Source organism: Pseudomonas rhodesiae, assembly GCF_013285305.1.
GTDB lineage: Bacteria > Pseudomonadota > Gammaproteobacteria > Pseudomonadales > Pseudomonadaceae > Aquipseudomonas > Aquipseudomonas rhodesiae.
In genome coordinates this window covers 373,618-392,470 of the sequence record NZ_CP054205.1, presented here as the reverse complement: position 1 = coordinate 392,470, position 18,853 = coordinate 373,618, and the positions used below count along the sequence as shown (strand labels likewise).

14 protein-coding genes and 1 pseudogene are annotated in these 18,853 nt (G+C 62.7%); all 15 read right to left on the bottom strand.

Annotated features, from left to right (window positions below):
• Positions 1-12: 12 nt before the first annotated feature.
• A complete protein-coding gene (locus HRH33_RS01730; RefSeq protein WP_099312420.1) occupies positions 13-1,734 on the bottom strand; it encodes a ShlB/FhaC/HecB family hemolysin secretion/activation protein in 1,722 nt (573 codons plus the stop codon).
• Positions 1,735-2,148: 414 nt separating this feature from the next.
• Positions 2,149-2,631: a poly-beta-1,6-N-acetyl-D-glucosamine biosynthesis protein PgaD gene (gene pgaD, locus HRH33_RS01725; protein WP_034136407.1), complete on the bottom strand. Its 483-nt coding sequence runs from the start codon at positions 2,629-2,631 to the stop codon at positions 2,149-2,151.
• 2 nt (positions 2,632-2,633) lie between these two features.
• On the bottom strand, positions 2,634-3,974 hold the full coding sequence (gene pgaC / locus HRH33_RS01720) for a poly-beta-1,6-N-acetyl-D-glucosamine synthase (protein WP_034095272.1): 1,341 nt from the start codon (positions 3,972-3,974) through the stop codon (positions 2,634-2,636).
• A 2-nt stretch (positions 3,975-3,976) separates the two neighbouring features.
• Positions 3,977-5,974: a poly-beta-1,6-N-acetyl-D-glucosamine N-deacetylase PgaB gene (gene pgaB / locus HRH33_RS01715; protein WP_094066089.1), complete on the bottom strand. Its 1,998-nt coding sequence runs from the start codon at positions 5,972-5,974 to the stop codon at positions 3,977-3,979.
• A 12-nt stretch (positions 5,975-5,986) separates the two neighbouring features.
• The gene (gene pgaA, locus HRH33_RS01710; RefSeq protein ID WP_034136405.1) at positions 5,987-8,467 is read right to left on the bottom strand and encodes a poly-beta-1,6 N-acetyl-D-glucosamine export porin PgaA; all 2,481 of its coding nucleotides are present in this window, start codon (positions 8,465-8,467) and stop codon (positions 5,987-5,989) included.
• Positions 8,468-8,709: 242 nt separating this feature from the next.
• The gene (locus HRH33_RS01705; protein WP_167418111.1) at positions 8,710-10,206 is read right to left on the bottom strand and encodes a YdgA family protein; all 1,497 of its coding nucleotides are present in this window, start codon (positions 10,204-10,206) and stop codon (positions 8,710-8,712) included.
• A 147-nt stretch (positions 10,207-10,353) separates the two neighbouring features.
• The gene (locus tag HRH33_RS01700) at positions 10,354-10,986 is read right to left on the bottom strand and encodes a hypothetical protein (RefSeq protein ID WP_034136404.1); all 633 of its coding nucleotides are present in this window, start codon (positions 10,984-10,986) and stop codon (positions 10,354-10,356) included.
• Positions 10,987-11,078: 92 nt separating this feature from the next.
• A complete protein-coding gene (locus HRH33_RS01695; RefSeq protein ID WP_034136403.1) occupies positions 11,079-12,521 on the bottom strand; it encodes an efflux transporter outer membrane subunit in 1,443 nt (480 codons plus the stop codon).
• The gene (locus HRH33_RS01690; protein ID WP_034095266.1) at positions 12,518-13,408 is read right to left on the bottom strand and encodes an efflux RND transporter periplasmic adaptor subunit; all 891 of its coding nucleotides are present in this window, start codon (positions 13,406-13,408) and stop codon (positions 12,518-12,520) included. Before HRH33_RS01690 ends, HRH33_RS01695 begins: the two co-directional genes overlap by 4 nt.
• The gene (locus tag HRH33_RS01685) at positions 13,405-13,614 is read right to left on the bottom strand and encodes a DUF1656 domain-containing protein (RefSeq protein WP_010214247.1); all 210 of its coding nucleotides are present in this window, start codon (positions 13,612-13,614) and stop codon (positions 13,405-13,407) included. The genes HRH33_RS01690 and HRH33_RS01685 overlap by 4 nt, the downstream gene beginning before the upstream one ends.
• Positions 13,611-15,689 (bottom strand): FUSC family protein, encoded by a 2,079-nt coding sequence (locus HRH33_RS01680; protein WP_167418110.1) that lies wholly within the window; start codon positions 15,687-15,689, stop codon positions 13,611-13,613. Before HRH33_RS01680 ends, HRH33_RS01685 begins: the two co-directional genes overlap by 4 nt.
• Entirely contained in the window at positions 15,686-16,096 is a 411-nt protein-coding gene (locus tag HRH33_RS01675) for a MarR family winged helix-turn-helix transcriptional regulator (protein WP_167418109.1), read from the bottom strand. Before HRH33_RS01675 ends, HRH33_RS01680 begins: the two co-directional genes overlap by 4 nt.
• 392 nt (positions 16,097-16,488) lie before the next feature.
• Positions 16,489-16,734 (bottom strand): DUF2789 domain-containing protein, encoded by a 246-nt coding sequence (locus HRH33_RS01670; RefSeq protein ID WP_173603572.1) that lies wholly within the window; start codon positions 16,732-16,734, stop codon positions 16,489-16,491.
• 45 nt (positions 16,735-16,779) lie between these two features.
• Positions 16,780-17,355 (bottom strand): annotated as a pseudogene (gene cysC / locus HRH33_RS01665) (adenylyl-sulfate kinase); the annotation flags it as partial.
• Positions 17,339-18,853 (bottom strand): TolC family protein, encoded by a 1,515-nt coding sequence (locus tag HRH33_RS01660; protein ID WP_167418107.1) that lies wholly within the window; start codon positions 18,851-18,853, stop codon positions 17,339-17,341. The gene HRH33_RS01660 and the pseudogene cysC, both read right to left, overlap by 17 nt.

Here is an 18,853-nt window from a genome sequence, read left to right as displayed (position 1 = left end):
CGGGGCGTTGAATTACAGGAAGAAGTCCATACGGAAGTAGATCGGCGCTTCGCGCTCGCTCACTACGGCCGGTCTTTCCAAAGAATGGGCAAAGGTCACGCTGGTGCTGACGTGCTTGCCCCGGGCGAACAGCTCCAGGGAGTTGCTGGACACGCGGCCATGCACATCGCCGTTGTAGCGGTCGTTGCTGATCACGCCCTGGTCGTAGCCGACGCTGGCGCCGTACTCGGCAAAGGCCGGGCGCATCCAATCCAGGGTCACCGGGCGCGCCCAACGCACCTCGTTGCGCCAGTAGCCGCCGCTGTCGCCGGTCAGTTGCTGGTCCTTGAAACCGCGTACCGAGGCCGAGCCGCCCAGGCTCACGCGTTGCGGGCTGAACAGAATGTCTTCGCTGCGCTGACCGGTGGCCAGGCTGGAAAAACTCAACGACTCGCCCCATAGCGTGAACGGCTGCAAATAGCTGACGGTGGCGGTGTATTTGCGGTAGCGCGAATTGGCCTGGCGGTTGCCGAACTGATCGCGTTCTTCTTCAGACTGGGCATCGAGCAGGCCGATGCCGTTCTGCATGCCCAGGTCGAGGTTGACGAACGCAGTGCCGATGCGCCGACCGTGGTTGATGCCGAACTGGAGTTCGCTGAGGCGGTTGCTGCTCGCCTCGGTGCGCGTATCGAGGATGTAGTTGTTGGTACGCAGATGGGCCAGGCCGACGTTCACCGAAGTCTTGCTCACGTCGTCGCGGTGGATCACCCGCTCGGCGCGCAGTTGATGGTTCTGGTTGTCGCCGTCCTGCTTGAATTTGAAGTCGTTGGTGTGGCCGTAGGTGCGGTAGTCGCTTTCGCTGTAGGTGTAGCTGAAGTTCCACCAGCCCCACGGCACGTTGTAATACAGCATGCTGTTTTTCGAGGTTTTCTGGTGGTCGCTGACCGCATCGTGGCCGCCGCGCAGCATCAGTTGGTCGCCCAGGCCCAGCGGGCTGTCCCATTCCAGGCCGGCGCCCCATTGCTGTTCGCCGGTGCTTTTCTGGCCGTCGTTGTTACGCGACAGGCTGGCGCGCCAGGGCTTTTGCGGGGTGTTCTTGACCACCACGTCACTGCCGCCAATCTGCTGGCCTGGGGTCAGTTCCATCTGCGCCTGCTTGGAGGGCAAGCGGTTAAGTTGGTCCACCAGTTGCTCGATTTCGCGCAGGTTCAGCGCCTCGCCGACCTTGCCGGGAAAGGCCATGGCCAGTTCGCGGTCGGTGACGCTGCTGCCTTCGGCGCTTTTCAGCGCTTCGAGTTTGCCTTCGACCACCAGCACCTGCAGGTGGCCGCTGGACAGGTCTTGCTGCGGCAAGTAGGCACGGCTGGTGACGCGGCCTTTGGCGATGTAATAGTCGGTGATGACCTTGAGCAGTTCGTTGAGCTGCGACACGCCCAGGCACTGGCCCAGATAAGGTTTGAGCAGGCGCGTGCGGTCGGCGGCGGACAGGCTGTCGGCGCCCTTGAGTTCGATGTCTTGGATCGGGAAGCAGCGAGTGTCTGCCGGCGTCGTCGGAGCGGCGGGCTTGGTCTGTTTGCCGGGCAGGTCCTGAAGCTCTTGCAGACGACGGCTCTGCTCTTCGAGCAGGCGATTCTGCCGGTCGCGGATCAGGTCCTGGTCCCCGGGGGTGGGGGCGGCGGTGGCGCTGTTCATGCTCAAGCAAACGAGCAGGAAAGTGCATAGAAAGTACCGAGTCCGTGGTAATAACAGAGACATGTTCGATCCGTCGAAAATCAAGGGGGCGCAAACTAACATCGAACTTGCGCTAGCCCAAGCTAATGAGCTAGTTGCACGATCGCACCTATTTAGTTTTCAAGCCCTTGATTAATAACAATAAAAACCAATCAAAAAGAGCATGCGCAGATTAACGGAACAATTATTCCGACCAGTGGCTGCACTTTTTGAATATGAGTCGGCCACAACTAATTAGATGCCATTATTTAGCCATCAAGTTATTGCCGAGATAGGTTAGTACCGAGAAAGACGGAAAAGTTCGCGGGCGTTTTGTGAATTGGATCCCATTTGTCGGTATTCCAATGCAACGCCGCTAGAGCAGGACCCGCCAGCGTTGGCGTGGTGAGCCTGCTCACTAGGGCAAGCCCACTCACCACACCGTCATGACTGCACGGTTTATCTAACGCTTTGATCTTTTTCCTGGCCGGGGACGAGGGTCAATGCCGGGCGTTCCACGTCGCGGGAGACATGGGACCTTACCTCTTCCACACCGCCCTCTTCGTCGTTGTGGATAACCAGTACGCCGGGGCGGCGCAGTTGTTCCAGATCGCCGGCACCCAGTTTGAAGCTCTCACTGAGGTGCTGGTCGCTCAAGGCGTTGGCTTGTGCGCGGCGTTGGGCGAACTTACGGCCCTTGCGTTGCTGATAGCGCGCCCAGGACACCAGGATTACCGCGTTGAACAACGCGATCCACAGGTAGATCTGCAAGGTGTTGAGCGCTGCGAAAATCGGCGCTTCGATACGCGGGCCACCGTGGGTGTCGAGCATCGAGGTGATACCGCGTGCCAGCAGCCAGATCAATCCGGCCCAAGCCATCAGCGTCAACAGCACATCGATAATCCACATCACCAGGCTTTGGCGAGTTCTGACCAGGTGCATGATCACGCCTCCTCACTGACAGGTTTGATGCCACGGTCCGGGCTGACCCAGCGCGCGCGTTTCTGATGCTGGTTGAACAACACCTTGGGGAAACTGACCAGCGTGGTAAACAGGCTGACCAACCAGAACACCATCGGGTACCACACGGTCCAGAACAGGGTTTTCCACAGGTCTTTCTCGTAACGGCGGTCGATGATGATGCTCACCGCGAACTGCAGCAGACAGACCATCGCCAGTACCAGCCCGGTAAAAGCCGGCGGCATCAGAGCGTCGACGGCGATTGCCTGTGGCAGCGCAATAAACTTGCCCACGCCCCAAAAGATCACCGACAGCAGGAAGGTGAACGCCCAGCCGGTGGACAGGCAGTACTCGAACAGCAGTGGCCACAGATAGCGGTGACGCCACTGCCAGATGCCGCGGATATTCTTGAACAGCACTTCGGCGCCGCCCTGGGCCCAGCGCAGGCGCTGCTTCCACAAGCCGCCGACGGTTTCGGGCATCAGGATCCAGCACAGCGCGCGCGGCTCGTAGAAGATGGCCCAGTGATCCAACTGCAGCTTCCAACTCACGTCGATGTCTTCGGTGATCATGTCGGTGCTCCAGTAGTCGATGCGGTCCAGCGCCTTCTTACGGAACGCTACCACCACCCCCGACACCGTGAAGATCCGGCCGAACACGCGCTGGGTGCGCTTGATCAAACCGATGATCGACGAGAACTCACCCACCTGGACGCGACCGATCAAGGTCGACCGCGTGCGAATACGTGGGTTGCCGGTGACGGCGCCCAGGCGTGGGTTATCCAGCATTGGCGCCACCAGATAAGCCGCCGCGTTTTTGTCGAGCAACGCGTCGCCGTCGATGCACACCAGGTATTCGCTGCGTGACGCCACGGCCCCCATGCGCAGGGCAACGGCCTTGCCCTGGTTCTGCGCCAGGTGCAACACGCGCAAGCGTGGGTGTTCCAGCGCCAGGGCATCGAGCACCGCCGCGGTGTTGTCTTTGGAGCCGTCGTTGACCGCGATCACTTCAATGTTCGGGTACAACTGGCCGAGCGCCGCATGGATGGTGTCGGCGGCGTTATCCCCTTCGTTGTAGCAAGGGATGATGATCGAGATCAGCGGGTTGCCGGCCAGGGTCGGCGCCGGGGTGTCTTCCTCCCAAGGCCAGTGGCGCTCCCAGTGCAGCCAGAAGTACAGGCCGCCGGCAATCCACAGCGCCGACATAAACAGCGGGTAGAAGAACACGAAGTCCATCAGGAACTGCCCGGTGACCAGAAAGATCAGGCCCAGGGGCACGCCCAACACCAGCGCCAGTACGAATAAAGCCAGGATTCTGTCGAACATGGTCAAGGGTTCCATTGGTTGGAAAGGGCCGGACGCACGGTGTTCAGGTCCGGGGAGTTTTCCAGGAAGTTGTCCGGGTAGTAACCAAAACTCGTGACCCCCTGGCGTTTAAGCACACCCATCCATTCAGCCATTTGCGCACCGTTGATATCGGTGGCCTCTTTGGTGCGCCAGTCCTTGGCTTGCAACTCGAACACCGTGCGCTCCAGGGCGCCGGGGCGCTTCTTGACGGTGGCGACCAGTTTCTCCAGCCAGGCGTTGGAAGTGCTCACCTGCTGACCCTCCATCAGGGGCATGGCCATCGGCGCCGTCCAGTCGTAAGCCTGGAGGAAATCATCCAGATTCTGCGCGAACCAGGCTTCGCTCGGCGGGTTGAGCATCGGCTCGGCGAAGATATTGCGCGCGGTCAGCACCTGTGGCCCGCGGATGGCGCGCACCTTGGCGGTCAGCTCATGGGTGAAGTCGATCAGGTAGCGGCTCTTGAAACGCGTCCAGCGTTGCATCACCGCCGGGTCGGCGCGCAGGGCCGCAATGCTGTCGGGCAAACCGTTGGCTGCGTAGGTTTTCAATGCGGCGGGGCTGGCGTCTTCGAAATCGTTGAACACCGCATCGTCGTGATAAAGGATGCCGTCGATCGGCCCTACCCGCGCCAAGTCTTCGTAGATTTCGCCGATAGCCTTGCGCACGGCGGGATCGAACGGTGACAGGCGTTGGTACTGGTCGGGATCGAGGCCGATCTTGCCGGTCTTGGGATCCCAACGGGTCACGCGCGGCAGCTTGGCGTCGAGGGCAAAACTGAGCACCGGCATCCAGGCATAGACGCTGGCATGGGCACGGGTATGCAACTGCCAGGCGACGCGGTTGAACAGGTCGGCACGCATCGGCAAGTGACGGTTAGGGAAGTACAGCGAGTGCACCAGGCCGTCACCCTTGGGGTCGGCAAAGGCTTGCAGGAACACCGTGCCGGCGCCCATGTCCACCACGCGCTGTACCAGTTGGTCGAGGTTGCGCGCCTGCTGGGCGGGGTCCGGGTCGTAGACGTTGTCCAGGTCCACATGCAGCACGCGCAGCGGCGCCTTGGCCTGCACGGCCACGATGCTGTTGGCGAAGTGCTCGCCGTCCGGATCGGAGGCCACCAGGAAGCGCGGGCTGTTCATCAGGTCGCCGAGGTTATCGAGGCCGTCTTCAAGGGTCAGGGCCATCTGGTAACCCTGCTCGCCCACCACCGCCAGCGACGTGCCGTCGGCCGCGCCATACGGCCAGACCCACACCCGTGGTGCCTTGCCGGTGACGCTGCGAATTTTGTTGGAGATCGCCGCCACGTCGGCACGCATGCGCGCCTGGAACTGCGCTTCGGTTTCGTAGCGATTGGTCGCCGGATCATAGCGGCGGGTGGTCGCGGCCGGCTCCAGGTTGCCCTGGGGGTTGGCCAGGATGCCTTTGTGGTTGGCATCGGTGTGGGCGGCGATTTCTACCAGGCCCGATTGCGACACCTCGCGAATCTGCTCCCAGGTGAGGAACTCACCCCGAGGGCGTGGCATGCCGGCGAAGTCCACCGGTTTGTTCAGCGGCGTATCGATCCAGTAGCCCACCGGTGCCAGCAACGCCGGCCAGCGGTAGGCGCGCAGAATCGGCATCACCCGGGTGTAGAAGCTCGAATAGCCGTCGTCGAAACTCAGCATGATCGCCTTGGGTGGCAACGCCGGGCCCCCACGGCGTGCGGCGAGAATCTGATCGACACTGACCGCCTGGTAACCGTTCTCGCGCAGCCAGGCCAATTGTTCGATCAACCGCTCGGTACGCACCGCCACCACGGCCTGATCGGGGTCGCGGTCAGACACGTCGTGGTAGGCGATCCCCAGGAAATGGTTCTTCGGCCACGCCGCTTCGTTGGCTGGGGTCGGCCGCTCGGCGGGTGGAGTGAAGGGCGCGGGTTGCTGGGCGCAGGCGCTGGCCAGCAATACACCCAGGAGCAACAAGCAACGGCTGAGAACAGTCATGGTCAGGCTCTTTTAGAAACGGTAAGTGAGGTCGACGAGCAGGCGCAGATCGCGTTCGCGATCACCGTCGTAAGGTCGGCTGATCAGGCTCAGGTTGGCGCCGACTTCCAGTACATCGTTCCAGCGAAAGCGTTGGCCATAGCCGATCAGGCCGACGCCGCCGGTGGAATAATCACGCTGGCTGTACGTACCCGCACCGACTTGGAACTGCTGACTCCACTGGGTCTCGTAGCGGTGGTAGAGCACATGGTTGACGTTGACGGTGGGCAACACGCTGAAGTCCGACTTCGGGTTGAAATACACCGTGTCTTCCTTGCTGTTGCGGCTGGTGGCGACTTCCAGGCCCAGGTCCACTTGCACCTTCGGCGAGCTGTAGAGGCCCTCGCGGCCGGCGAGCAGGGCTTCGACGCGGTCGTTGCCGTCACTGAAGTGGGAGGGGCTGACGGACAACTTCCACTCGCGGCTTTCGTTGGCGCGCCAGCGGATAAACCCGCTGCCGCCATTGGCGGTGATGTCGGCATTCAACGCGCGCAACGGCGTGGTGGCGGCGAGGTAGTCGAGGCTGCCGCCGTATTGCCAGTGATCGTTGAGGTCATAGGCAAACGCTACGCGGGCGCCCTGTTTGGAACCAAAGCCGTAGGAGTGGTTGGACACCTCGGCTTCCAGGGTCAGGTCACGGGTGCGCCGCTCCACGCCGACGCGCTGCCAACGGTGGTGGCCGGTGCCTTCTTCAAAGTCGGCGGTGGCGTAACCAGCACCGGCGAACAGGCGCCAGTCTTCGTCGATGGGCGGGGTGTAGATCACACTCTCGATGCCCCAGTCACGGCTGCCGGCCACTGCGCCGGCATCGCTGTTGTTGCCGCCGCCGTAGCTTTTGCCGGTGTAGGCTTCAACGCGCAATTCGGCCATGTCGTGCACATTGCGCAAGCGGTTGAGGCGCTGCACCTGGCGACTGTCGGGGTTGCGCGCGACCACGTCGTCGGTGAGCACGTCGAGCTGGCGCCACTCCTGCAGGTCCATGGCGGTGTAAGCCTGGGACACTTCCAGGCCGATGTCGCGCGGGGCCTGGGCTTCGGTTTCTTTCAGAATGCCTTCGGCGCGGCGCGGCAGGTCGCGGGCGCGGTACATGTCGGCCTGGGCCAGGCGCAAGCCGACGTTGCCTGGGGCCTTGGCCACCAACGCTTCCAGGCTGGCTTCGCTGCCCGGCAGGTCGCCGCCGTAGACGCCGGACTGAGCGGCCAGTTGCTGGGCGTCCATCCATGAATCGTTGGGGTTGCCAATCGGCAGGCCCTTGAGTTCGACCCGAGGTTTTTGGCTGTTGGCGAGGCTGCTAGCGACTTCGCGGGCTTGTTCGCCCTGATCGCTCTCTTGCAGGGCATAGAACAAGGCGGTGGTGTCTTCGACGCGATCATCGGGTTCGGCATCGGCGGCGCTCAGGGCCTGACGGTACAGCGGCTCGGCCTTTTCCGGCTGGCGTTGGTCCAGGTAGGACGCCGCCACCCAACGCACCGCGTAGGTGGGCAATTGCACGCCTTCGCGGGTCAAGGTTTCGTATTCGCGCACCACATCCGCCGTGCGCGCCCGAGCCTTGAGAGCGCCCAGGCGATCGATGCGCCAGCGCACCACGTCATCGTGGGCGCTGGCGTCGGGGGTCCAGCGTGCGAGCAGGTTGTCGTACGCCTGTAGCGCACGGTCGGCGATCACGTAGCGCTCTTGTTCACTGCGGGTGGCGAACTCGGCCATGCGCACACGCTCGGCGGCCAGATCGCCTTCCAGGCGGCGTTGGGTAACCGCATCCAGCAGGCCCGGACGCTGGGCCGACAGACGCAGCGCGGCTTCCGGCAAGCGGGCCTTTTGCAGAGCGATGATGTATTCGCGGGCAACTTCCGGCTTATCGCCGGCACGCATAAACGCCTGATCGAATTCGAACAGCGCGTCGTAATTCAAGCCGGCACGGGTCAGCGCATAACCCAGGGCCATGCGGCGGTTGGGGTCGTCAGGCTTGGCGGCCACCAATGCACGGGTACTCTGCACCGCTTCGTTAGCCTTGCCGCCATCGGCCTGGGTAAGGGCCAGGCCCAGTTGCAGGTCGATGTTGTTCGGTTCGCGCAGCAACGCCTGACGGTACACCGCCTCGGCCTGGGCCCACTGTTTCTGATTTCGATAGGTGCGCGCCACCGTGGCCAGCGCTTGGGTGCTGAGGTTGCGATGCTTGCCCTGGGCCTCGTAGACCTGCAGCACTTCGGCGTCCTGGCCGGCCCAACCGGCAATCACCAGGTGATCGCTGACCTGGCCAGGCGTCTGGCGCTCGGCGGACAACTGGCGCAATTGCGTAAGGGCGGGGGTGAAGTTGCCGTTGCGCGCCTGAATAATCAGCGCGTCATAGGCCGGATCGGCCAGGGCAAAAGCAGGCATCAGCAATTGGCTGCACAAGGCGACCCCGATAAGCAGTCGCAACCGGCCTGATGCACTGAGTGGTGGGTTTGGCAACATATCGTGAGCTTCCTTACAGGGAAAGCTGTAACGATAGGTGGTCCTGAGCAATTCGCTTCAGGGTGCCGACGTCTCATGACCCGGCCTAGCTTTCCTGTGGTCACTATCGCCGAGGGCGGTGGGTAAAAGCGCAAATCAGAACAATTGTTCAGAATTGGATGAAGAAGGGGGATTTACGCGCGGCCCACGAAGCAGCGCCGCTTGTGGCAAGGGAGCAAGCGCCCTTGCCACACGTGAGGCGATTATTGCGCGCCGCTGACCGCGCCGACTTTGGACATCACAAAGCCGATGAACTGCTCGACGGTCATCTTCTGGCCGTTGAAGGTCACTTCATTGTTGGCGTAGTGCAGTTTGGACACCACATCGCTGCCCACCAGGGTCGCCAGTTGTGTACCCACGGCCATACCGCTGACCATCTCGGCGGCCATCTGGGCTTGCTGCTCGATGGCTTTCGGGTCGGTCAGGCCGCCGGCTTGGGCTTGCAGGGCGGACACATCGGCGATCATTGGCTTGGACAGGGTCAGGTTGGCGTCCAGCAGCGACACCATCTGCTTGCCCAGTTCAACCGGCGGCAATTCCATCGACGCCGGCTTGGCCAGGTCCACCACCAGGCTGAACTTGCTTTCGCCATGGGTGGTTTTCAGCGACAGGTTTTCCAGCGCCAGTTGCGGCTTGGCGGCCAACAGTTGGTTGACGTTGGCTTCGGCCAGGGTCTGCTCGGCTTCGGTCAATTGCAGTTCAGGCACGGGCTCGCCAGCGGCGGCCGCGGCTTGCACCGGCTGCATCTTGTCTTGGTAGAGCTTGGTCAGCACCAGCATGGCCGGGACGTCGACGTTTTTCATACTCAGCGCCATGGCGGCCGAGCCGACAGGTTTGCCCTTGTAGCCGATCTCGTCGATTTTGTAGTCGACGCGGCCGGCCAGGTTATTGTCTGTGGTTTCGCTGGAGTCTTTCTGCTCAAAGCCTTTGAGCGAGATCACGTCTTTCTGCACGCCGACGGTGAACTTGGCGTCCGTCAGCTCCACGGTGTTCTGCCCGGTGTAGAAACCGAAGGTGGACTTGGCCAGGTTGCTGGCCACGGTCAGGCCGGCCAGTTCGGCTTCGAACGGCGCGCCCTGGGCGTCCACGGCGGCGACCTTGAGGCTGTTCATAAAACCGTCGGCTTTGACTTTCTGGCCTTCGGCGGTGCCATCGAAATTCAGGTTGGCGCCGGAGAAGCTCACCGAGGACTTATCGTCCTTGAACTCCAGGGGCAGCAGTTCGACATTGCCGTTGACCGCGCGGGTATAGCCGATATTGGCCACGCCCTTGAGCGGCGATGCGTCTTTGGCGGCAGCGAACCACTTCTCGGTGGTGGCGTTCTTTTCCAGCTCGTAGTGACTGGTGGCCATCACCGGCAGCCATTTAAGCGTGACCAGACGCGAGAACGGCAACGGGCCGTGTTCGATATGGTCGACGAACAGCAGCTCCGGGTTCGGGTTTTCTTCGCCGAACACCGGACCCTGCGCCTTCAGGCGGTAGTGCGCGGTGCTGCTGAACACGCCGCGCTCCAGGGACACCAGCTCCAGGGCGACGCTGCCGTCAACGCCGGCCATGGAGGTTTGCAGTTCCTTGTTGGCGTTTTGGATCGCGGTCTGCAACACCGGCTCCAACTGCTTACCGGTGTACCAGGCGCCGCCTGCACTGACGACGCCGACGGCGACAACAAAACCCAAAAGAACGACTGCTGGCTTATTCATGAAGTGACCTGATCAAATCCTGTGAGAAGTGGGCTGTCTTCCTTGAACCCTGCAAGGGTTGGCTCAAGCCCGCCGAAAACGGGGGGAAGATTAGCACTGGCGGCCTTAAACGGCGCAACCTTTCAGAGGCATCAGATCGCTACTGGTTCACGAATACTCCAATTCGATTTCATCGAGCTGGTGATCGAAGCTCTTCAAGCGAGCCGTCCAGGTGTACACCAGCACCTCGAATTCGCGGTGGATCACGGCGTTGCCGGGGGTGTCGGCCTTGGGGTCGCAGAAGTCCAGCTGGTAGCGCTCGCGGGCCATCTGCGTGGCGACGTCGGACAATTCCCGCGCGTTATTGAGCCAATGCCGACCTTCGGCGACCTGCTTGTCGAGCACCACGCACTGTTTTTTCAGGGTTTCGAGGCTTTTTTCCAACGGCGTGCCCGTCAGGTCGCCCATCACTTCCTGGAAGGTGCGCCCCGGCTGCCAGTAGCTGCCCCAGAAATAGCGGTCGAACACGGTTTCGACGCGGCGCAGTGCGACCTTGGTGTCCCAGATGGCCACGCGGGTCTTGCCTTGTTCGAGGAGTTTTTTCTTGATGCGTTGATTCTGGTAGGACGCCCAGGCCACCACGCCGATGGACAAAGTGCCGATCACCAGGCAGGCGCTGTCGAGAAACACCATGGCCTTGTCGAGTTGGTGGGAAAGCATGACGCCATAGAAATACGCGGCCGATAACAGCACCAGTGCGAAGAGCACGCACCAGAAAGCGGGAGCATAAGGGTTTTTCATTATTGGAATCCCCATGAGCAAACGCGAGCAGTGTCAGGCGTGCGCCTGGCTCGAAAGCCACGGCGCCCGCCTGTCAAAGCATAGCTATTCGCTCAGGGTTTGCTGGACGCCGACGCTTGCGTTCGTCCGCTTTCCCAGCCGCCGCCCAGGGCCAGGAACAGGTCGATCTGGCTCATGGCGACCTGAGTGTTGGCCGCCGCCAGTTGGGCACGCATCTCGGTGTAAGTGCGCGTGGCCTGCAGGTCGGCCAGGAACGAGGCGCGACCGGCCTGGAAGAAGCGGTGGGTCTGGTCCGCTGCCTGCTGCGCCGATTGCTCGGCCTCGGCCAATGCGTCGCGGCGCTGCAGCACGGCGGTGTACTGGGCCAGGCCGGTCTGGGTTTCGCGGATCGCGTTGAGCACCACCCCATCGAAATGCGCCAACGCCCCCTGGGTGGCGGCTTCGGCTTCATGGATACGCGCGCGGGCGCCGTTGGTCGGCACGGTCCAACTGATCATCGGGCCAAAGCCCCAGCGGTTGGTCGCCGGTTGGCCGAGGTTATCGAGCAGGCCCACGGTGCCGACGCTGGCGCCGATGGCGATGTCCGGGTACAGGGCGCCAGTGGCCACGCCGATGCGCGCGGTGGCGGCGGCCAGTTGGCGTTCGGCCTGGCGCACGTCGGGGCGGCGCTTGAGCAATGTGGCACCGTCGCCCACCGGCAGCAATTGGGCGATGTGCGGCAACTCGGCGCAATCACCGGTGCCCGCCGGCAGTTGCTCCAGGGGTTTGGCCAGCAGCATCGACAAGCGATAGAGCCCCGCCTGACGCGCCGCCTGGTAGCGCGGCATCTCGGCGCGCAGGGATTTGTATTGGGTTTGCGAGCGCGTCACCTGGGTTTCATCGCCCCGGCCGGCATCGCGTAGGCGCTGGGTCAGCGTGGTGCTTTGCGCTTGCAGTTCCAGGGAACGGTTGGCAATCGCCAGTTCTTCATTCGCCGCACAGATTTGCGTGTAGGAGCGCACCACATCGGCCACCAGGGTGATGCGCGCGATGTCGGCGGCGGCCTGGGTGGCGTCGGCGCTGGCCTGGGCGCTTTCGATGCCGCGTTGCAGGGTGCCGAACAGGTCGAATTGATACGACGTGGTGATGCCCACGCTGCCGATGTTACCCACCGGGACTTTTTCCGACAGCAGGAAGGCTTCGCCGGACTCCTGCAAGCGTTGGGCCTCGGCCTTGGCGCCGGCACTCCAACCGCCGGCGGATTCGGCCTGCTGCACTTGATAGCGCGCGCGTTGCAGGTTGGCCGCAGCCACCCGCAGGTCGGTGTTGGAGGCCATGGCCTGGCGCACCAGTTCATCCAGACGCGGGTCGTTGTAGAGCTTCCACCAATCCGTCGGCACCGGCGCCGACACCACGTTCTTGCCATCGGACGGCAGTTGCCCTTGCAGATCGCCGCGCTTGACCGCGGCGGTGTCCGGCACCTGGTAATCCGGGCCGACCATCTGACAGGCCGACAGCAAAGAACCCAGGGCAACGATGGCTAACAACTGTTTCATGGCCGGGCTCCGGCCTTGGTCGAGTCGTCAATGATCGACACCGTGGCGGTACGTCCGGCGATCATGCGAAAGTCCGCCGGCACCTCATCAAAGGCAATGCGCACCGGAATGCGCTGGGCCAGGCGCACCCAGCTAAACGCCGGGTTGACGTTGGGCAACAGGTTGGAGCCGCTGCTGCGGTCGCGGTCTTCGATGCCGGCGACGATGCTTTGCACGTGCCCATGCAAGCGGGCGTTGTCGCCGATCACGCGGATGTCCACCCCCATGCCGACGTGGATGCCGTCGAGCTTGGTCTCTTCGAAATAACCGTCGATATGGAACGAGTTGCTGTCCACCACCGACAGCACCGGGCGCCCAGCGGTGACGAACTCCTGAGTGCGCGGCGCGCGGTCGTTGACGTAGCCGTCCACGGGGCTGCGAATTACCGAGCGGTCGAGGTTGAGCTGCGCCGAGTCCACCGTTACCTGGGCTTCGGCCAGGGCCGATTGGGCGCGGGCCACGCGAGACTGGCTTTCTTCCAATTGCTCGCTGGGCACTAGGTTGCCCAGGCCACGGTTGCGCTTATATTCGCGCTGGGCCTGGGCCAGGGTTTCCTGGCGGTCGGCCACGGCGGCCTGGGCCTGACGCAGGGCCAGCTTGAAGCGGTCCTGGTCGACGGCAAACAGCACCTGGCCTTTGCTCACCAGTTGGTTGTCGTGCACGTCCACGCGCTGGATCAGCCCGGACACGTCCGGGGCGATCTGCACGATGTCGGCACGGATATGGCCGTCACGGGTCCACGGCGCAAACATGTAGTACATGACCATGCGCCACACCACCACGACCGCAAAACTCACGATCAGCAGCGTCAGGACCACACGGCCAATAGTCAAAAACGGTTTTTTCATGTCATCAGGTATCGACTGAGTGAGTCCACCGCGCCCAGCAACAGCGCGTAGAGCCCCACATTGAACAATGCCCGGTGCCAGACCAGGCGATAGAAGTGGAGACGGGTCAACAACCCATGCACCACCAGAAATAGCACGTACGTAATGCCCATCAGCACCAGCAGCGTGGGCAGGAACACCCCGCTGATATCCAGATCACCGATCATAAAGGCGCTCCATCGGGTAGCGGCGCTTGCATCTCCGTGCCGCCAATGAATTCCACGCCGGGCAACAACGCCAGGCGCAGGCCGGCCAGCGCATGCAGCAAATGCAGGCGGGTGTCGTCTTCGCCTTGCAGGCCCTGGCCGTTAAGGGCGCGGCGCGTGCGATCGAGGGTCATCAGCAGACCGCTTGGCGCGGGCAAGCGTTCACCCGCTTTCAGGCACGCCTTGAAGTAACCGCCCACGCCCTCCACCACTTGGTTGAGCAGCACACGCGGCACGCCGAGGATGCGCGGCGAGTAGGCCAGCAGGTCCAACAGGTTGAGCGCCACGCGCAAATCGCGCAGGGCAATGCCGGTGTCCTGATTGGTCAGGGCCAGGCGCGGCAGGTGCTGCATCAAACGGTCGAGCATCTGCACGGCCAGGTGCCGGTGCTCGGCCAGGGTCGCCGGCTCGGTCAGGCCGACGATGTCGTGCCAACTGAAGCGCGTCAGGCGCTTGGCCGCCAGTTCGGCGCCGAACGGGCGCGCGATTAGCGTCCACACAAATGCGAAAAGCAGGCCCACGGGCCCGGCCAGGTTGACGTTGGCGAAGTTGAGGAAGTCGGCGTCGTAGGCGCCCTGGATGCTGATGAACGACGAGGTGTTAACCAGCGTCAGCAGCATGCCCAGGTAGAAGCGCGGCTGCACGGTCAGCGTGCCGATGCAGATAAACGGCACCGCGAACGCCAGCACCAGCATCGGAAAGTCGTGCAGGTTGGGCAGCACCAAAAACAGATAGAGGCTGGCAAACAGCACCGACATCGCCGTCCAGAAAAAGAACCGGTAGATCTGCGGCGCGGGGTCGTCCATCGAGGCGAAGAAACTGCACGCGACGGCGGCCAGGATCACCGCGCTGCCGCCGTCGGTCCAGCCCAGCAGAATCCACAGCACCGAGGCGACGATAATCGCGGTGACGGTGGAAAACGCCGAGTAGAACATCAGGCCACGGTCGAGGAACGGCGTGAGCCGGCCCAAGCGCCAGTGGCGATAGACGGCGCGCCAGGTGTCCTGGCTCTCGCAGTGGATGGCGGCTTGCAGGCTGCGGCAGTCCTGCCACAGGTCGACCCATTCGCCGAGGCGGTACAGCGCGTTGGAAAACAGCAAGGTGTGGCGATCATCCAGCGCGTCGCCCCTGGGCTGTTGGGCTTCTATCTGGTCACGCAGGGCGCGCCAACTGTCCAGGGACGGATTGTCGGCACTGCTTTGCAGCCACTGGGCGGTGGCGTCCAGCAGCGGCTTGAGGCGTTCGAGAAACTGCGGCGCGCGCTGTTCGACGGCGTACAGCGCGTCATCCAGCTCCTCCACCACCGGCAGCAGGTGGATCATGCGCCCGCGCAGTTCTTTGGTATTGCGCACCGTCTGTGGACGCGCGCCTTCGTGGGGCAACTGGCCGATCATTAATTCCAAGGTGTTGAAGGTGGCGACCATGCCGCCGCGCAAGGTGCTGATTTCGTCAGGCTGCACCGTGCGCGTCAGGAACCGCTGGCTGTAGACCTGCGCATCGGCAAACCACTTGGCCACCGAACCGTCGAACACCGGCGCCAGGCGTCGTGGCCAGAACATCGCGCCGACCACGGCGGCCACCACAATGCCGAGGAAGATTTCTTCGGTACGCGCTTCGGCCACGTCCCACACGGCCAGTGGGTTATCCACTACCGGCAGGGCAATCAACGGCAAGGTGTAGCCGGCCAGCATCAGCGCGTAGTTGTTGGCCGTGCGCAGGTGCATGGACAGAAACAGCAAGGTGCCCGTCCACAGCGCGATCACCACCACCAGGATGTACGGCGATTGCACGAACATCGGCACAAAAAACACCGCCGCCGCCGCCCCCATCAAGGTGCCGATGGCGCGGTACAGCGCTTTGGAACTGGTGGGGCCGACAAACGGGCTGGAAACGATATACACCGTGGCCATTGCCCAATACGGACGGGGCATCTGCATCAGCATGGCGATATACAGGGCGATCATCGACGCCGCGAAGGTGCGTACGCCGTAGAACCAGTCGCGGGCGGGCGGGAAACCGGTGAAAAATCCGTTCAAAGCGTCGCCGCCTCAAAGGCGCGCAACACCCGCAGGGCCGCCTCCATATCGGCGGGCGCGATATCCGCCAGCACATCTTTGCGCAGGCGCACCAGTTGCGCCTCCACCGCCTGCACCAGTTCGCGACCACGTTCGGTGAGGCTCAACGCCTTGGCGCGGCGGTCGTGGGCGTCTTCGGTGCGGCACACATAGCCGCCGCTGCACAGCTGGTCGAGCAGGCGCACCAGGGACGGGCTTTCCATCCCCGACGCATGGGCGACCTTGACCTGATGCACACCGTCGCCCAAACGGCCGATCATCAACAACGGCACGGCGCAGGCTTCGGAAATACCGTAGCTCACCAGCGTGCTCTGGCAGATTTTGCGCCAATGACGGGCGCCCACCACCATGCTGCTGCTGAGGTTCATCTGGAGTTGTTCGAGGGATTGAGGCACTGGATAGTTCGCATACAGTTAGTTTGCTAACTATCAATATGGCGAAGGGATCGAATTGCGTCAAGTTTTGAAACAATTTAGCGATGGATGGAGGGGGCGCGAGCCCGATAGCAGTGGGTCAGGTAAACAAGCTGTCACTGGCGCACCGTAATCGGGGGCAAGCCCCCTCCCACATTTGGATCGGTGTCAGCTTCAGGATTGTTGTGCGGCCTCGCCATCCAGGTGGCGCTGCCGATTCGAGTGATGGGCATATCCGACTGTCGCCAAGGTGAATCCCCCAAGAAAAAATAACCCAGGCGATTAGCGCCCAGATTTTTCTACTGCTCACCTTTTTTTTACGAAAACACAATTTTCAAAAGATTTTTTTACACCCCTCGGCCATCCCGCAACATCAGATTCAACTCATCCACCACCTCCGCCCAATCCGCATCGTCCAAGATTTCCTCACGCAAAAATGCTTTCTGGCTGTCTGTCCAGAAAAACGCCTCTGCCAACTTCAAATCCGGCTTGAGTGGTGAGTGGGCGGTCACAAACTGATTAATACTGACCGGGTCATCCGGCAGTCCAAGCTGTTTGAACAGCGACGGCAAGCTGTGCACGGGCGATTCCATGGTGGGCTCCTGAGAAGATGAATACCCAGAGTCTAGTTCAGGCGCCAGCCAGGCCAGTAATCGCTCGACGCCCTGCTGCACCGACAGCACACCGGTGTCCAACACCAGCGATGCCAGGGGCGGCGGTTCATAGGGGGAGCCGATGCCGGTAAACCCCGGCAACTCGCCGTTACGCGCACGGGCGTAGTGCCCCTTGGGGTCGCGGCCTTCGCACACTGCCAGCGAAGCGCTGCACCACACTTCGCGATAATCGTCACCGAGGCGTTCGGCAAACACCGCGCGCAGGTCCGTCAGTGGCGCAATCATTGCCAGGATCACAATCTGCCCGTTGTCCACCAGCAGCGCCGCCAGTTCGCTGGCGCGGCGGATGTTTTCCAGGCGGTCCTTATCGGAAAAACCCAGGTCTCGATTGAGCCCGCCGCGCAGGGTATCGCCGTCGAGTACCAGGGTCTGTCGGCCCTGTTCGAACAAGGCGGCTTGCAGGCCCTGGGCCAAGGTGGACTTACCCGACGCCGGCAGGCCGGTGAGCAGGATCGCCACGCCGCGATGCCCATTGCGGGCTTCGCGGTGACGGCGCGTGATGCTCGCCGTCGGCGCTACCAGGTTATTGAGCGACGGCACGGGGCACTGGTGCAGCGATATTGCCCGCCGCCCAAGCCGATTCGCGGCTGGCTAGGGCGCTGGCGATGCTTTGCACGCGGTCGGAGTCCAGTTGCTCCGGCAGCGGGTCGAGACCGGCGCTGGCGAAGATCTGCCCGTAGGCGTTGCGCAGATCGGCGTAGGCCAGGTCGCGGCGCAGGTCGGCCTGCAAGGTGTTGAGTTCGCCCTGGATCAGGTCCAGCTCACCGATCCCGGCGGCCTCATGACGGTTGCGCAATTGACCGAGGATTTGCCCGTCGATATCGGCAAGTTGTTCGCTGGTTTTGAACTGGCGCACCGCGTCCTGATAGTTGGCGTTGGCCACATAGAGTTGCGCGAGCACGGCAATCGACATCGCCTGGCGCCGGGCGGTGGCGACTTCTTCACCGGCCTTGGCCACGTCGATGGCCGCCGGGGCGGAGATCACATTGAACAGGTTCCAGGTGACCTTGGCGCCGTAGTCGGCCCAGCGGTTGTCCACTAGAAACGAGTTGCTGTCGTAATGCCCACCGGCCGAAAACTCCAGCCCCGGCAGCAAGCGCAGCATGGCTTTACGGGTTTCGGCGGCGCTGATGCGGGTCTGGTAATCCTGCTCGCGCAGTTCCGGGCGGTTGGCCAGGGCTTCCTGCTCCAGGCTGGCCAGGTTCACCTTGAGCTGAGGAACGCTGTAGTCATCGGGCGTGGCCAGTTTCAACTCGGTGCCCATGGGCAGATTGATCAGGGTCGACAGCTCGGTCTTGGCCAACGACAGGGCCCGGCGTTGCTCTTGCAACTGGCGTGTGGCTTCGATCAACGCACGCTGATAGCCGAGCGCCTGGACCGGGTCGCCGATACGCTGTTCGCTCATGCTCTGGCTGTTGGCCTGGGCCTGGTCGACACGGGTCATGAGGCTGTCGATCTGGGTCAGCAGGCGTTCGGCGGCCACCGCGCGCCAGTAGGCGGAACGCACGTCCTGCACGATGGTGTTGATCACCTTGCGTCGACGTTCCTGGATGATCAGGCGCTGATCGCCCTGCTGCTTGGCGCTGATGTAACTCACGCCGAAGTCGAGCACGTTCCACACCATGGTCAGGTCGGCCACGCGACGGTCGCGGTCCTGGGAGGTCGAGGGTTCCAGGGACTGGGTGCCGGTGAGCACACTCTGGCTGCTGGAGGCGTTGGTGTTGTTACGCCCGGCATAGCCAGCGGACAGGGCCATGCGCGGCAGCATGTCGAAACTGGACAGGTCGGATTGACGCTTGGCCAGCGCCTCTTCCATCACCTTCAAACGGCCTTCGAGGTTGTACTTGACCGCGCGGGCCATGGCCTCGTGCAGGGTCAGCGGGCCGCTTAACGGCTCCTGATCCTTGTACATGCCATGTAGATCGCTGCGCGCGCGTTGCTCGCTGACACTGCGCTCGATGGGGTCACTGGTGACTGCGCACCCGCTGATTGCAAGAGCCAGCAAGCTGGCACCGAATAACTTTTGAGCTGTATTCAT